The sequence below is a fragment of the Streptomyces sp. NPDC037271 genome, assembly GCF_055603605.1.
In genome coordinates this window covers 47,784-62,786 of the sequence record NZ_JBVJVN010000028.1, presented here as the reverse complement: position 1 = coordinate 62,786, position 15,003 = coordinate 47,784, and the positions used below count along the sequence as shown (strand labels likewise).

Sequence of the window (15,003 nt, the reverse complement as noted above, 5' to 3'; positions counted from 1 at the left end):
CCACAGACCCAGGCCGGGTGGGTGCCCGAGGCCGACGAGGTGGACGACGAGGAGGAGATGCCCCTCTCGCTCCGGCTGTCGATAGCGGACACGCTCACCCTCGGCAACGCCACGTGCGGCTTCATGGCGGTGTACTTCACCACCACCGGCATCCTCATCCCGCACCTCATGGGCAGCGAGGAGTCGGGCATGGCCCGGCACAGCGCGGCCACCGCGGTCATCCTGATGCTGTGCGCGGCGATCTTCGACCTGTTCGACGGCCTGGTGGCGCGCAAGCTGCGCAGCTCGCCGATGGGCGCCGAGCTGGACAACCTCTCCGACCTGATCAGCTTCGGGCTGGCGCCGGCGTACTTCGTCCTCGTCTACGGCATGGTCGCGGACGACGCGTACCAGCGGGTGGCGGCGGTGGGGGCGATCGTGGTGCTGCTGGCGGTGGTGCTGCGGCTCGCGCGGTTCTCCTGCGTCACCGTCAAGGACGGCACCTTCCAGGGCATGCCGTCGCCGTTCGGGGCACTGACGGTGGTGTCGATCGTCCTGCTGGAGCTGCCCTTCGTGGCGACGCTGCTGGCGATCATCGGTACGGCCTGGCTGATGGTGAGCCGGGTCGAGTACCCGAAGCCGCGGGGGCGCCTCGCCGTGGCGATGCTGTCGTGGATCGTCCTGTCGATGGGGCTGCTGGCCGGCTGGGCCTTCGACGCGCCGAGCGGGCAGCTGCTGCTGCAGACCGGGTGCGCGCTGCAGCTGGTGATGGGCGCGGTGATTCCGCTGTTCGCCACGGCGCGGCGGGTGAACAACTTCCGCGACAACCGACGGGAGGCGCGGGCGGCGCAGTTGCCGTGACGCTCCGCCGAGTGGGCCCCGGACCCGGGTTGGGTTCGGGGCCCTTTCGTTCGTCCGCGCCCGGCGCGGGGCCTTACTCGGGGCTGGGCCTTACTCGGGGCTGGGCCTTACTCGGGGCTGGGCCTTACTCGGGGCTCCGCCCCCAGCCCCCCGCCCTACGCCCACCACCGCCCGACTCGGCCGGGACAGGGGCGAGGTCTCCAGCCTGTCCGGCGATCGGAGCACCCCGAGTCGGTACGGGAAGGGGCGGGCGGGGCGAGGGACTCGCCCGGCTAGGCCAGGAAGTCCCGCGCGATGCGCTCCGCGACCCGCTCCAGGATCGGCCCGGCGTCGGCGATGCACTTCGCCACGTCCGGCTCGACGTCCGTCAGCGGGTACGCCCGCCGGATCCCGGCCCGCCCCAGCGCCTCGGCCGGCAGCGCGAGCCGCCCGCACACCGCGACGACCTCCTTGCCCGCCGCCCGTGCCGCCGCGGCGACGCCCGCCGGGGCCTTCCCGTGCAGCGTCTGCTCGTCCAGCGAGCCCTCCCCCGTGATCACCAGGTCCGCCCGCGCCAGTGCCGGCGCGAAGCCGAGCACGTCCAGCATCACCTCGATACCGGGCCTGAACCGCGCCCCGAGCAGCATCGCGCCGAAGCCGATGCCGCCCGCCGCTCCGGCGCCCGGCGAGGCGGCGTACTCGGCGGCGCGCGCGCCCACGGTCTCCGTCCCCTCCAGCACCTTCGCGAAGTGCGCGAGGGCCGCGTCCAGGGCGTCCACGTCCTGTGGGGAAGCACCCTTCTGCGGACCGTAGACCGCCGGGGCGCCCTTCGGCCCGGTCAGCGGATTGTCGACGTCGCTCGCGAGTACCAGCCCGACGCCGGACAGCCGCGGGTCGAGGCCCGACAGGTCGGCCGAGGCCAGGTCGGCGAGGCCGCCTCCGCCCGGCGCGACCGGCTCCCCGTCCCGGCCGAGGAACCGCGCACCCAGCGCGGACAGCATCCCGGCGCCGCCGTCGGTGGTCGCGCTGCCGCCGACCCCGAACACGATCGTCCGCGCCCCGGCGTCCAGGGCGGCACGCAGCAGTTCTCCGGAGCCGTACGTGGACGCGGTCAGCGGTGCGAGGACGCCGGCCGGCAGCCGCTGCAGGCCACTGGCCTCCGCCATCTCCACGACCGCGGTGTGCTCGCGCACCGCGAACGCGGCCGTCACCTCGTCGCCGAGGGGCCCGGCGACCCGTACCTCCCGGCGTTCGAACCCGGCCGCGACCGCGGCGGCGACGGTGCCGTCACCGCCGTCGGCCACGGGCAGGGCCTCGACACCGAGGTCCGGCACGACGCGGCGCAGACCGGCCGTCACCCGCTCGGCGACCTCGACGGCCGTCAGCGACCCCTTGAACTTGTCCGCGGCGACGAGTACCCGCCGGGCCCCGTCGACTGCAGCGTCAGCCACCTTGCTCTCCCCTTGCTCTCCGAGCCTTGCGCACGTCAAGGCAGTCGCGCCGCTGCGACCTTAACCGGAGGACGGCCGGACCGTCATGCCCCTGCCCACAAGGTGGAACCGCCGCTACTTGGCGAGGAAGGACAGCAGGGCGTCGGTCACCTCCTGGGCGTGGGTCCACAGCAGGCCGTGCGGGGCGCCCTCGACGACGACGTACTCGGCCTGCGGAAGCGCGGCGTGGAACCGCTCCCCCGTGGCCTCGAGGGGCAGGATGCGGTCGGCGGTGCCGTGCAGGATCAGCGTCGGCACGTCGATCTTGGGGATGTCGGCGCGGAAGTCGGTGGTCCAGGTCGCCACGGCCGCCAGGGACGCGTACCAGGAGGCGCCGGCGGCGACGTTCCAGCTGTTGCGGACGGCCTCCTCGCTGATCCGGGTGCCGAGGTTCTCGTCGAGGTTGTAGAAGTCCTCGTAGAACGAGGTGAAGTAGGCGTAGCGGTCGGCGGTGACGGCCTGCTCGATGTCCCTGAAGATGTCTCCGTCGACGCCTTCGGGGTTGTCGTCGGTCTTGAGCAGGAAGGGTTCCAGGGAGGCCAGGAAGGCGGCCTTGGCGATACGGGCGGAGCCGTAGGTGCCCAGGTAGCGGCCGACCTCGCCGGTGCCCATCGAGAAGCCGACGAGGACGGCGTCGTGCAGGTCCAGGGTCTCCAGGACGGTGTTGAGGTCGGCGGCGAAGGTGTCGTAGTCGTAGCCCGTGGCGGGCTGGCTCGAACGGCCGAATCCCCGCCGGTCGTAGGTGATGACGCGGTAGCCGGCCTTCAGCAGGGCCGCGGCCTGCTTCTCCCAGGAGTGGCCGTCCAGCGGGTAGCCGTGGATGAGCACGACCGGCTGCCCGGTGCCGTGGTCCTCGTAGTACAGCTCGATGTCGGTGGAGTTCTCCTGGCCGACGGTGATGAACGCCATGGTGGTGCTGCCTTCCGGTGGACGGGACGGATGAGTACTTCGGCCGGCGAGGCGGTGCTGTTCCGCCGACACGGAGAAACATAGCCACCAACTCGGTTGCGCGCAACTTGTTTGTGCACAACTCACTTGGTTTCGGCCCGGGTTCCCCCCGCGCCCGGCCGCGGGCTCGTTACGCTTCCGGGATGACCACTCCTGACTACGCCACCTACATCGCCGGTCTCCCCCGTGTCCTCGCCGGTGCGGCCGCGGTCTTCCGGGACGCGGAGGGACGGGTGCTCCTCGTCGAGCCCAACTACCGCGAGGGATGGGCGTTGCCCGGCGGGACGATCGAGTCCGACGACGGCGAGACCCCGCGGCAGGGCGCGTGGCGGGAGACCGTCGAGGAGATCGGGCTGGACGTCCGGCTCGGCCGGCTGCTGGCGGTGGACTGGGTGCACGGGGCGGGCCGGCCCCCGATCGTGGCCTATCTGTACGACGGCGGGGTCCTGACCGAGGACGAGCTCAAGGCGATCCGGTTGCAGGAGGAGGAGCTGCTGTCCTGGCGGCTGGTGCGACGCGAGGAGCTGGGCGACCACCTGCGCGGCACCCTGCACGGCCGGGTCCTCGCCGCGCTGGACGTGCTGGCGGACGGGTCCGGAACGGCCGAGCTGGAGAACGGCGTCCGGGTCGACCGATAACCGTTCGCCGGTCGCGCACCGTCGCCCTACCCTCGACCGCATGACCAGCAAGCCCCTCGTCGCCATCCTGAGCGGTGCCGGCGTCTCGACCGACTCCGGCATCCCGGACTACCGAGGCCCCAGCGGGCTGTGGCGGCGCGATCCGGAGGCCGAGAAGCTCGTCACGTACGAGTACTACATGGGCGATCCGGAGATCAGGCGCCGCTCCTGGCTGATGCGGCGCGACAGCGGGGCGCTGCGGGCCGAGCCGAACGCGGCGCACCGCGCGGTGGCCGAGCTGGAGCGGTCGGGGGTGCCGGTCCGGGTGATCACGCAGAACGTGGACGGACTGCACCAGCTCGCCGGGCTGACCGCCCGCAAGGTCCTCGAACTGCACGGCACCGCGCGCCGTTACGTGTGCACGGGCTGCCGTGCCCGGGGTCCGATGGAGGACGCGCTCGCCCGGGTCGCGGCCGGTGAGGACGACCCGCCGTGTCTGGAGTGCGGCGGCATCCTGAAGCCGGCGACCGTGATGTTCGGCGAGCACCTCGACCCGGTGGTACTGGGCGAGGCGGTCGCCATCAGCAAGGCGTGCCAGGTGTTCGTCGCCGTCGGCACCAGCCTCCAGGTGCACCCCGCCGCCGGACTGGCCGACGTGGCCGTCGGCCACGGGGCCCGTCTGGTCGTCGTGAACGCCGAGCCGACGCCGTACGACGACCTGGCCGACGAGGTGGTCCGGGAGCCGATCGGCACCGCCCTGCCCGAGCTGCTGCGCGGGCTGGGCCCCGGCACCGCCCAGGGTGACTAGAAGAGCGCCGAGCCTCGTTCGAAGTCCAGCAGCCGCCGCTTGCGTTCCAGGCCGCCGCCGTAGCCGGTGAGGCTGCCGCTCGCGCCGATGACGCGGTGGCAGGGGACGATGATGCCGATCGGGTTGCGGCCGTTGGCGAGGCCGACGGCGCGGGAGGCGTTCGGGGTGTCGAGGGCGGCGGCGAGTTCGCCGTAGGTGCGGGTCTCGCCGTACGGGATGCGGCGCAGCTGGTCCCAGACGGTGCGCTGGAACGGGGTTCCGTTCAGGCGCAGGTCGAGGGTGAAGTCCTTCAGCTCACCGGCGAAGTAGGCCGTCAGCTGTTCCTCCGCCTCCGCGAACGGCCCGTCGTCGGCCGCCCCGAAGGTCTCCTCCGGTGGGCGGTGGCGCTGGTCGGTCATGTAGAGGCCGCACAGGGCGCCGTCCTCCGCGACGAGGGTGAGCGCGCCGTACGGGCTGTCGATCACGGTGTGCTGTTTCAGGGATCCCACGGATTGTTCCTCACACGGGCAGGAAGTTGATCGGGTGGCTGTCGGTCGCCCACAGGTACTGGACGGCGTACGCCCGCCAGGGCCGCCAGGCCGCCGCGCGGGCGGTGAGCGCGGCCGGGGTCGAGGGCAGGCCCAGTTCGGCGGCGGCGCGGCGGATGCCGAGGTCGGTGGGGAGGAAGGCGTCGGGGTCGCCGAGGGCGCGCATCGCGATGACGTCGGCGGTCCAGGGGCCGAAGCCGGGGAGGGCGAGGAGCCGGGCGCGGGTCTCGACCCAGTCGCACTCGACGCCCAGGTTGAGCGAGCCGTCGGCCAGGTGGGACACGAGGGTGGTGAAGGTCGTGCGGCGGGTGCGGGGCATGGCCAGGGTGTCGGGGTCCACCTCCGCCAGCGCCGCCGCCGACGGGAAGAGGTGGGTCAGACCGCCCTCGGGGTCGTCGACCGCGTCGCCGTGTGCCGTGACCAGCCGGGCGGCGTGGGTACGGGCGGCGGCGGTGGAGACCTGCTGGCCGAGCACCGCCCGTACGGCGAACTCCGCCTCGTCCACCGTGCGCGGGACACGCCGGCCGGGCGCCTTGTCGACCAGCGGCGCGAGCAGCTCGTCGGTGCGCAGCTGGTCGTCGACGGCCTGCGGGTCGGCGTCCAGGTCGAGCAGGCGCCGGCAGCGGCTGATGGCGACGGTCAGGTCGCGCAGGTCGCTCAGGGTGAGGCGGCAGGCGATGTGGTCGGGGTTCGGGGTGAGGGCCACGATGCCGTGACCGTACGGGAGGCGCAGGGTGCGCCGGTACGCGCCCTCCCGCCACTCCTCCACGCCGGGTACGGAGGTGGCGGCGAGGTGGCCGAAGAGGTTGTCGGGGTTGAGGGGGGCGCGGAAGGGGAGGCGGAGGGAGAGGGCGCCCGGGGTGGTGCGGGCGACGCTGCTCTGCGGCACGCGGGTGCGCAGCTCGCTCGGGGAGAGCGCGAAGACCTCGCGGACCGTGTCGTTGAAGGTCCGGACGGAGGAGAAACCGGCCGCGAAGGCGATGTCCGCCATGGGCAGCGGGGTCGTCTCGACGAGCAGGCGGGCGGTCTGCGCGCGTTGCGCGCGGGCGAGCGCGAGCGGGCCCGCGCCCAGCTCGGCGAGCAGCTGGCGTTCGACCTGCCGGGTGCTGTAGCCGAGCCGGGCGGCGAGGCCGGGTACGCCCTCTCGGTCCACGACGCCGTCGGCGATCAGCCGCATGGCGCGGGCGGTGAGGTCGGCACGCCGGTTCCACTCCGGGGAACCGGGGCTGGTGTCCGGGCGGCAGCGTTTGCACGCCCGGAACCCGGCCTGCTGGCAGGCCGCCGCGCTCGGGTGGAAGGTCATGTTCTCGGGCTTGGGCGGCACCACCGGGCAGCTGGGCCGGCAGTAGATCCCGGTCGTCACGACCGCCGTGAAGAACCAGCCGTCGAAGCGCGCGTCCTTCGACCGGACGGCGCGCACGCAGCGCTCGGTGTCGGTGTGCATTCCCGTCTGCATGCGTCCAGGATGGACCACCGGCCGGGCCGGGGCTGGCGGGAATCCGACATCGACGTCGCGCTTCCTGGGCTTCGCCGGATCGCCCTGGTCACCAGGGCCTCCCCGGTCACTCGGGTCGCCATGCCGACTCGCGCAGCAGTCGCAGCCCGTTGAGGCCGACCAGCACGGTCGAGCCCTCGTGGCCGGCGACGCCGAGCGGCAGCGGCAGGTGTCCGATCAGGTCCCACAGGACGAGGACGGTGATGAACGTACCGGCGATGACCAGGTTCTGCAGCACCAGCCTGCGCGCGCGCCGGGACAGCGCCACGACGGCGGGTACGGCCGCCAGCTCGTCGCGCACCACGACCGCGTCCGCCGTCTCCAGGGCCAGGTCGGAGCCGGCGCGGCCCATGGCGATCCCGGTGTGCGCGGCGGCGAGCGCGGGGGCGTCGTTGACGCCGTCGCCGACGAAGAGCACCTTGCGGCCGGCCCGTTCCCGTTCCCGTACGGCTTCGACCTTGTCCTCGGGCAGCAGGTCCGCGCGGACGTCGGTGATGCCGGTCGCGGTGGCGACGCGGGCGGCGGCGGCCGCGTTGTCGCCGGTGAGGAGGGTGGGGGCGGTGCCGGTGAGGGCGGTGAGCGCGGCGGTGGCCCCGGCGGCGTCGACGCGGAGGCGGTCGGTGAGGGCGAGGGTGCCGACGGGGGTGCCGTCGCGGGTGACCTGGACGGTCGTTTCGGCGCCCTCGGGTGTCTGGGCGCGGCCGACCCGTACCTCGTGGCCGTCGACCGTCGCCGTGACGCCGTGGCCCGGGGTCGCCGTGAAGTCCTGTGCGGACGCGATGTCCAGGCCGCGGGCGCGGGCGGCGGCCACGATCGCGCGGGCCAGCGGATGTTCGCTGGGGTGCTCGGCCGCGGCGGCGAGCGCGAGGAGGGCGTCCTCGTCGAGGCCGGAGCCGGGCAGCGGCCGTACGGCGGTCACCTCGGGGGTGCCCTCGGTGAGGGTGCCGGTCTTGTCGAGGGCGGCGGCGTCGATCTCGCCGAGGCGTTCCATGGCGACCGCCGACTTCACCAGGACGCCGTGCCGGCCGGCGTTGGCGATGGCGGAGAGCAGGGGCGGCATGGTCGCGAGGACGACCGCGCAGGGCGAGGCGACGATCATGAAGGTCATGGCGCGCAGCAGGGCGTCCGTGAGGTCGGCGCCGAAGGCGAGCGGGATGCCGAAGACCGCGAGGGTGGCGACCACCACGCCGACCGCGTAACGCTGCTCGATCTTCTCGATGAACAGCTGCGTCGGCGCCTTGGTGCGGGACGCCTCCTCGACGAGGGTGACGATGCGGGCGATGACCGAGTCGGCGGGGTCGCGTTCGACGCGGACGCGCAGGGCGCCGGTGCCGTTGAGGGTGCCGGCGAAGACGTCGTCGCCGGGGCGCTTGAGGACGGGGACGGATTCGCCGGTGATGTTCGCCTGGTCGACCTCTCCGGCGCCGTCGACGACCGAGCCGTCGGCGCCGATCCGCTCCCCCGGCCGGACCAGGAGCACGTCGCCGACGGCGAGGTCGGCGGTGGGGACGGTCTCCTCGCGGTCACCCCTCACGCGGGTCGCGGTGGTGGGGGCGAGGTCGAGCAGGCCGCGTACGGAGTCGGCGGTGCGGGCGGTGGCCAGGGCCTCCAGGGCGCCGGAGGTGGCGAAGATGACGATCAGCAGGGCGCCGTCGAGGACCTGCCCGATGGATGCCGCGCCGAGCGCCGCGACGATCATCAGCAGGTCGACGTCCAGGGTCTTCTCGCGCAGCGCCCGCAGGCCCTCCAGGGCGGGCTCCCAGCCGCCGGCGGCGTAGGCGACCACGTACAGCGGGCCGTACGTCCAGGCGGGGGCGCCGCCGAGGTCGAGGGGGAGCGCGAGCAGGAACGCGACGAGGGAGACGAGCGCCCAGCGGGCCTCGGGCAGGGCGAGGACGCGGGTGCGGCGACGGGGTGCCGTCCGGGCGGGTGCGGGGACGGGAGCGGGGGCGAGTGTGGTGGACACGCGGCACACCATACAGGAACAGATGAAGACTCATTCATGCTTTCATGTGTGGTGAGTAGGATGAGCGCATGGGTCACGGAGCCGCCACCACCGCGCAGGACGCCGCCGCACGCGTGCGTCTGGACGCGGACAACGTCGCCAACGTCGCCACCACGCTCCAGGCCCTGTCGACGCCGTCCCGGCTGCTGATCCTGGCCCGTCTGCGCGAAGGCCCGCTGCCCGCCACCGAGTTGGCGGCGGAGGTCGGGATGGAGCAGTCGGCCTGCTCGCACCAGCTGCGGCTGCTGCGCAACCTGGGCCTCGTCGTGGGTGAGCGGCGCGGCCGTTCGGTGGTGTACGCGCTGCACGACCACCATGTCGCCGAGCTGCTCGACCAGGCCGTGTACCACGTGGAGCACCTGCGGCTGGGGATCAGCGACGCGACGGAATGACCCGCCGCCGCACACGGGCGGCGACGGGTCGGGTACGGGATGCGGACGGTGCTATTCGGTCGCCGTGGGCCGCCGTGAGGCCGCCATCGCGTCCTTCACGTCCGTCAGCGGGCGCAGCCGGTACGTGTACGCGTAGTCGCGGTCGGCGAAGAGCTTGAACTCGTCGTGCGTGTGCGCGCCCCAGCTGTTGTCACCGCCGACGCCCATCTGACGGTGGTTCAGGCGCAGGACGACCTCGTCCCTCGGCGTCAGCTGGTAGTCGTGGCGCACGCCGGCCGACAGGTCCTCCGGCGTGAAGAAGGAGGCGTTGGCCTCCAGCAGGGGTTCGCCCGACGCGAGCAGGCCGACGCCGTGCCGGTCGGTGAGGGCGATCCAGCGGACGTCGGTCTTGTTGCCGTTCTCCTGCGGGCGGATGTACGGCGTCCACTGCTCGGCGACGGTCCCGGAGTACAGGCCGACGTCGGTGCCGGTGTTGCGGTCCCAGTGGTTCTCCTCGGGGCCGCGGCCGTAGTAGTGCAGGCGGTCCAGCCGGCGCGGCAGGAAGAGCAGGGTGCCGACCTCGGGGATGTAGGGCAGGTTCGCGGCGCCGGGGTGCAGGGTGTTGTCGACCTTGATCTCGCCGTTGCCGAACACCGTGTACGTGGTGGTGTACGCCGACTCCACCGTGGTGGGCAGCGTGCCGGAGACCTTGATCTCGACGGCCCGGTCGCCCAGGGCCCGCACGGTCACGTCCGTCACCTTCCGCCGGGCGCCGGCGTCGCGCCAGGTCTGGTTGCGGTTGTGCTGGCCGTTGCCCTTGTCGTTGTCGGTGGGCGCCCGCCAGAAGTTGGGCGCGGGCCCGGAGGTGAGCAGCCGGGTGCCCTTCGCCTCGTAGGAGGTGATGGTGCCGGTGCGCTTGTCGACGGTGACCGAGAAGCCCCTGCCGCTGATCCTGACGTCCTCGTCGCGGTCGTCGTGGCGCAGGGCCGGGACGCTCTCCAGGCGTACGGGGGTCACGTCGGGGCCGCCGGTCTCGACGGGGAGCTGCTGCCGGGCCACCTCGAAGCCGGCCTTGGCCCACGGCGTGGACTCCCTGGTGGTGAAGGAGAGCTCCAGGAAGTACTCCGTGCCCGGGTCGGGGTCGTCCGGCAGCCGGACGGGGACGGTGATGTCCTTGCTCGACTGCGGCGCCACGTCCAGCTGGTTCCGGGTCAGCCTGCCGCGCCGTACGGCCTTGCCGTCGGCGACGAGTTCCCAGCGGCCGTCGAACTCGCGCACGTTGGTGAACAGGTACTCGTTGGTGAGGGTGACGGCGCCGGGGCCGCCGCCCGGGGTGCGGGTGGCGTTGACGGCCTGGTAGACGCGCTTGACCTCGACGGCCTTGCCGGTGTGCCCGCGGTCGGCGGTGACGATGCCGTCCGCGACGAAGGCGCCGTCGTTGGGGTTGTCGCCCCAGTCGCCGCCGTACGCGAGGAACCGTTTGTCCCTCGGCCGCTTCTCGGTGGCCTTGACGGTCGCGGCGTCGAACCAGAACCGCACGCCGTCGTCCCCGGGACCGCGGCCGTCGGAGGCGAGTTCGGCGGCGCCGAGCGCGCGGGCGTAGACGCGGGCGCGGCGGATGGTGCCGCTGAACTCGCGGGTCTGGGCGTCGGCGTCGGTGGCGAGCGCGAGGGGCGCGGTGTTGCTGCTGGGCCGCCGGTCGGTGGTGCGGGTGGCCCGCGCCGCGCCGTCGACGTACAGGGTCAGGGTCCCGGCGTCCGCGTCGAAGACGCCCGCGATGTGGTGCTCCCGGCCCGTCCAGTCGTCCGGCACGGTCCAGCTCGCGGTGATCCACTGGCCGCCGGAGTGGATGAAGAACTCCAGTCGCCGGTCGGTCTGCTTCAGCGCGTACTGGGTGTCGCCCTTGGCGAGGATGGGCTGGTGGTAGCCCGTGACGTGCGGCGTGACCCAGGCCTCCAGGGTCAGCGAGTCCGTCAGGTCGAGGCTGTCGTCGCGTTCGAAGACCGTGATGCCGGACAGGCCCTTGTCGCGGTCGAGCCTGCCGCGGGTGGCGAGGATCTCGCCGCGCAGCCCGGCCGGACCGGCCTCGGTCAGCAGGGTGCGGGCCGGTACGGGCGTGTACAGCGACTGGTCGACGAAGTCCCAGATCCAGCCGCCCTGGAGCACGTCGTGGCCGCGCACGATGTCCCAGTACTTCTTGAAGTTGCCGTTGGAGTTCCCCATCGCGTGGGCGTACTCGATCATGACGTACGGCCGGGTGTCGGAGGTGTCCTTCGCCCGCTGCTCGACGCGCTGCGGGCTGTCGTACATCTCGGAGCGGATGTCGCTGATGCCCGGGCGGTCGTCGCCCTCGTACTGGATGACGCGGGTGGGGTCGTAGGAGCGGATCCAGTCGTGCATGGCGGTGAAGGTGCTGCCGCCGCCGGCCTCGTTGCCGAGCGACCAGATGACGACCGAGGCGTGGTTCTTGTCGCGGTGCACCATGTTCTGGGCGCGGGCGACGCAGGCCTCGGTCCAGTCGGGGTGGTCGCCGGGGTACTCGTCGCGGATGCCGTGGGTCTCGAGGTTGGTCTCGTCGACGAGGTAGAGGCCGTACTCGTCGGCGAGTTCGTACCACAGGGGGTTGTTCGGGTAGTGCGAGGTGCGGACGCTGTTCATGTTCATCCGCTTGATGATCTTGATGTCCTCGACCATGTCCTCGCGGGTGAGGGCGGTGCCGCGGGCCGGGTGCATCTCGTGGCGGTTGGTGCCGCGGAAGGAGACGGGCCTGCCGTTGATCCGCATCAGCCCGTCCTTGAGCGCGAACTCGCGGAATCCGACCCGGTGGGACAGGGTCTCGATCACCTTGCCCGCTGGGTCCCGCAGGCGCAGGACGGCCGTGTAGAGGTCGGGGTGCTCGGCCGACCACAGCCTGGGTTTCGGTACGGCCTTCGCCGCCCGTACGGTCACGTCCTGACCGGCACCGGCCGTGCCGAGGTCGGCGGACTGCTCCAGCGGCCGGGACCAGACGGCGTGGCCGCGCGCGTCGTACAGCTGGGTCTCGACCGTGTACCGGCCGGACTCGCCGTCGCCGTACGCCCGCACGCTCGCGGTGACCGCCAGCTCGGCGTCCGTGTACGTGTCGTTGAGCGGGGTGTCCAGCTTGAAGTCGCGCAGGTGCACGGCCGGGGTGGAGTAGAGGTAGACCGAGCGGAAGATGCCGCTCAGCCGGATCATGTCCTGGTCCTCCAGCCAGTCGCCGTCGGCGTAGCGGTACACCTCCACGGCGATCTGGTTGGTGCCGGCCTTCAGGTGGTCGGTGATGTCGTACTCGGAGGGCGTGTAGGAGTCCTCGTCGTAGCCGACCAGTTCGCCGTTGATCCACACGTAGTGGGCGGACTTGACGCCCTCGAAGTGGAGGAAGGTGCGGCGGCCCTTCCAGTCGCGCGGGACGGTGAAGGTGCGCCGGTACTGGCCGACCGGGTTGTAGCGGGTCGGGGCGGCGGGCGGCTGCGGGTCCTCGCCGAGGCCGTTGGGGCCCCAGTACGGGTAGGTGATGTTCAGGTAGATCGGGAAGTCGTGGCCGTGCAGCTGCCACACGGACGGGACCGGGATCGTCTCCCAGTCGCCGTCGTCGGTGTCGGTGCGGTGGAAGTCGGCGTCCCGGTCCTCGGGACGGTCGGCATAGGCGAACTTCCAGGTGCCGTCGAGGCTCTGCCGGTACGGCGAGCGGGTGCGGTCGCCGGCGAGGGCCGCTCTCACGTCCGGGTAGGGCATGAGCGTGGTGTGCGGCGGTTCGGTGCCGACGCGGAAGACGCCGAAGTCGTTCCACTCCGGGGGCTCGTCGGCCGCCGCCCGCCGGCCGGCCGGGTGCGCCACGACGGGCGACGCGGACGACAGGGTGAGCGCGCCGAGAACGGCGGCACCGCCCTCCAGGAGACGGCGGCGGCTGACGACCGGGCGGGCGGGGCGGGCCGGGGATCCGGCGGGTGACACGGGCGAGTGCGGCATGACCGTGGCCTTCCGTGGGCATCGGGGGCGGCTCAACACACGGTGCTGTGAGGGCAGTTGATGCGGAGGCGAAGCGCAACTGCCGGTGACGCAGCGACTGCTGAGTCAGCCCACACCCTAGGACCCGAACACAACCGAATCAATTACCCCGTCGGACTTTGTTGGTTCCTGATGGAGAGCGGTCGGCCCCGGATCCGGGGCCGACGCCCGCCGCTCGGACGGCCTGCGCCCAGACGGCCTGGACTCAGACGGCCTGGACTCCCGGCACGCCCGCCTCGATCACGAACGACTTGTCGGTACGGACCGGGGCGCCCGGCCGGGTCACGTAGTCGACCACCCGGTAGTCGGCGGTGTACTGCTCCTTGGACACGGTGCAGCTCACGTATCCTCGGCGGCTGCTGTAGTACTTGGTGTGCGGGTTCTCGTCCCAGTACACCTGGCCGGGATCGTGGGTGGCCGAGCCGTCGCCGCCCGAGGTGATCGACGTGGTGACGAACTCGCTGCCCAGCAGCCGGGTCTCGGGGCGCTCGAAGTCGCGGCGCAGGTCGTTGGTCCAGTTGTTGTGCACGTCGCCGGTGAGCACCACGAAGTTGTCGATGCCGCGCTCCTCGACGTAGCCGAGGACCCGGTCGCGGGAGGCGCGGTAGCCGTCCCATCCGTCGTTGTAGCCGCCGTCGTCCGGGCCGGCGACGGCGTCCCAGTTGGCGAAGTAGATCTGCTGCGGCAGCACGTTCCAGGTGGAGCGCGACCGCGACAGGCTCCGCTCCAGCCAGGCGTGCTGCTCGCCGCCGAGGATGGTGGCCTCCGGGTCCCACTGCTCGGGTCCGGAGACCTGCCACTTGTCGCCGTACGGCTGGTTGGTGCGGTACTGGCGGGTGTCCAGCACGCTGAAGGTCGCGGTGGCCCCGAACTCCAGGCGCCGGTACAGCGGCAGCTCCGTGTCGACCGGCTTGCGCAGGCGGCGCAGCGGCATGTGCTCCCAGTACGCCTGGTAGGCGGCCCGGCGGCGGGCGGCGAAGCGGGCGGTGGTGTCGTTGCCCTGGCCGGCGTCGCTGTTCTCCGGGCTCAGGTCGGCGTAGTTGTTGTCGGTCTCGTGGTCGTCCCAGGTGACGACGAACGGCGCCGTCGCGTGCAGCAGCCTGAGGTCGGGGTCGGTCTTGTACTGGGCGTGCCGCGCGCGGTACTCGGCGAGGGTGTTCATCTCGTCGCCGTGGTGCGTGCGCACCTTGCCGTTGACGCCGGCGGCGTACTCGTAGAGGTAGTCGCCGAGGTGGAAGACCACGTCGGGCCGCTCCTCGGCCATGTGCCGGTACGCCGTGAAGTGGCCCTGCTCCCAGTTCGCGCAGGAGGCGAACGCGAAGTCGACGGTGGGCGCCGTGCCGGGGGCCGGGGCGGTGCGGGTGCGGCCGACCGGCGAGAGGGCGTCGCCGGCGCGGAAGCGGTAGTAGTACTCGTGGTGGGGCCGCAGGCCGCGCACGTCGGCGTGGACGGTGTGCGCCTCCGCGGGCACGGCGTGCTCCACACCCCGCCTGACGATCTTCCTGAACCGCTCGTCGAGGGCGACCTCCCACCGCACGGCGACGGGGCGCCGGGGCATGCCGCCGTCGTCGTCGAGCGGCTTGGGCGCGAGGCGGGTCCAGAGCACGACGCCGTCGGGGAGCGGGTCCCCGGACGCGACGCCCAGCTGGAACGGGTCGCCCGGGACACGGCCCGGCGCGGCGGCCGGGGCGGCCGCGACGGGTGCGGCGCCGGTGCCGAGCAGCACCGCACCGGCGCCGGCGGCGCCCGCGATGCCGAGGAAGCCCCTTCTCTTCAGGGAGTTCGCAGAGGTGGTGCGCGGCGGGGTCATCGAACCTCCAGAGGACGGATGGCCGGACGACAACCAGGCAATCGGCACCGGGTGAACCCCGACTGCTGCGCTCGTGGACCGCGC

General features: G+C 72.7%; 11 protein-coding genes. 4 read left to right on the top strand and 7 right to left on the bottom strand.

Annotated features, from left to right (window positions below):
• Window positions 1-21: 21 nt before the first annotated feature.
• Window positions 22-840 carry a CDP-diacylglycerol--serine O-phosphatidyltransferase gene (gene pssA / locus ACZ7G3_RS31550; protein ID WP_426517824.1) on the top strand — a complete coding sequence of 273 codons (819 nt, stop codon included), beginning with the start codon at window positions 22-24 and terminating at the stop codon, window positions 838-840.
• Window positions 841-1,112: 272 nt separating this feature from the next.
• Here the strand turns inward: pssA and ACZ7G3_RS31545 are convergent, their stop codons facing one another.
• Both ACZ7G3_RS31545 and ACZ7G3_RS31540 read right to left on the bottom strand, forming a co-directional pair.
• The gene (locus ACZ7G3_RS31545; protein WP_470929720.1) at window positions 1,113-2,270 is read right to left on the bottom strand and encodes a glycerate kinase; all 1,158 of its coding nucleotides are present in this window, start codon (window positions 2,268-2,270) and stop codon (window positions 1,113-1,115) included.
• A gap of 114 nt (window positions 2,271-2,384) precedes the next feature.
• Window positions 2,385-3,218, bottom strand: a complete 834-nt coding sequence (locus ACZ7G3_RS31540) for an alpha/beta fold hydrolase (protein WP_426597505.1) — start codon at window positions 3,216-3,218, stop codon at window positions 2,385-2,387.
• 182 nt (window positions 3,219-3,400) lie between these two features.
• Here ACZ7G3_RS31540 and ACZ7G3_RS31535 point away from each other — a divergent pair, with 182 nt between their 5' ends.
• A complete protein-coding gene (locus tag ACZ7G3_RS31535; RefSeq protein WP_426597506.1) occupies window positions 3,401-3,895 on the top strand; it encodes an NUDIX domain-containing protein in 495 nt (164 codons plus the stop codon).
• Between the two features lie 40 nt (window positions 3,896-3,935).
• Window positions 3,936-4,682, top strand: coding sequence for an SIR2 family NAD-dependent protein deacylase (locus ACZ7G3_RS31530; RefSeq protein WP_426597507.1), 747 nt, complete (start codon window positions 3,936-3,938; stop codon window positions 4,680-4,682).
• On the opposite strand, the gene ACZ7G3_RS31525 is transcribed toward ACZ7G3_RS31530, so the two are convergent.
• The 3 genes from ACZ7G3_RS31525 to ACZ7G3_RS31515 all read right to left on the bottom strand — a co-directional run bounded on the left by ACZ7G3_RS31525 (window position 4,679) and on the right by ACZ7G3_RS31515 (window position 8,682).
• Window positions 4,679-5,161, bottom strand: coding sequence for a methylated-DNA--[protein]-cysteine S-methyltransferase (locus ACZ7G3_RS31525; protein ID WP_470929789.1), 483 nt, complete (start codon window positions 5,159-5,161; stop codon window positions 4,679-4,681). The genes ACZ7G3_RS31530 and ACZ7G3_RS31525 overlap by 4 nt on opposite strands.
• A gap of 19 nt (window positions 5,162-5,180) precedes the next feature.
• On the bottom strand, window positions 5,181-6,653 hold the full coding sequence (locus tag ACZ7G3_RS31520; protein ID WP_470929787.1) for an AlkA N-terminal domain-containing protein: 1,473 nt from the start codon (window positions 6,651-6,653) through the stop codon (window positions 5,181-5,183).
• 118 nt (window positions 6,654-6,771) lie between these two features.
• The gene (locus ACZ7G3_RS31515) at window positions 6,772-8,682 is read right to left on the bottom strand and encodes a heavy metal translocating P-type ATPase (RefSeq protein WP_470929718.1); all 1,911 of its coding nucleotides are present in this window, start codon (window positions 8,680-8,682) and stop codon (window positions 6,772-6,774) included.
• Between the two features lie 56 nt (window positions 8,683-8,738).
• Between ACZ7G3_RS31515 and ACZ7G3_RS31510 the strand changes: the two genes are divergently transcribed.
• On the top strand, window positions 8,739-9,101 hold the full coding sequence (locus ACZ7G3_RS31510; RefSeq protein ID WP_426597509.1) for an ArsR/SmtB family transcription factor: 363 nt from the start codon (window positions 8,739-8,741) through the stop codon (window positions 9,099-9,101).
• Window positions 9,102-9,152: 51 nt separating this feature from the next.
• Here the strand turns inward: ACZ7G3_RS31510 and ACZ7G3_RS31505 are convergent, their stop codons facing one another.
• Window positions 9,153-13,070, bottom strand: coding sequence for a glycoside hydrolase family 2 TIM barrel-domain containing protein (locus tag ACZ7G3_RS31505; protein ID WP_470929716.1), 3,918 nt, complete (start codon window positions 13,068-13,070; stop codon window positions 9,153-9,155).
• A gap of 244 nt (window positions 13,071-13,314) precedes the next feature.
• Window positions 13,315-14,919, bottom strand: a complete 1,605-nt coding sequence (locus ACZ7G3_RS31500; RefSeq protein ID WP_470929714.1) for an alkaline phosphatase D family protein — start codon at window positions 14,917-14,919, stop codon at window positions 13,315-13,317.
• Window positions 14,920-15,003: the final 84 nt, after the last annotated feature.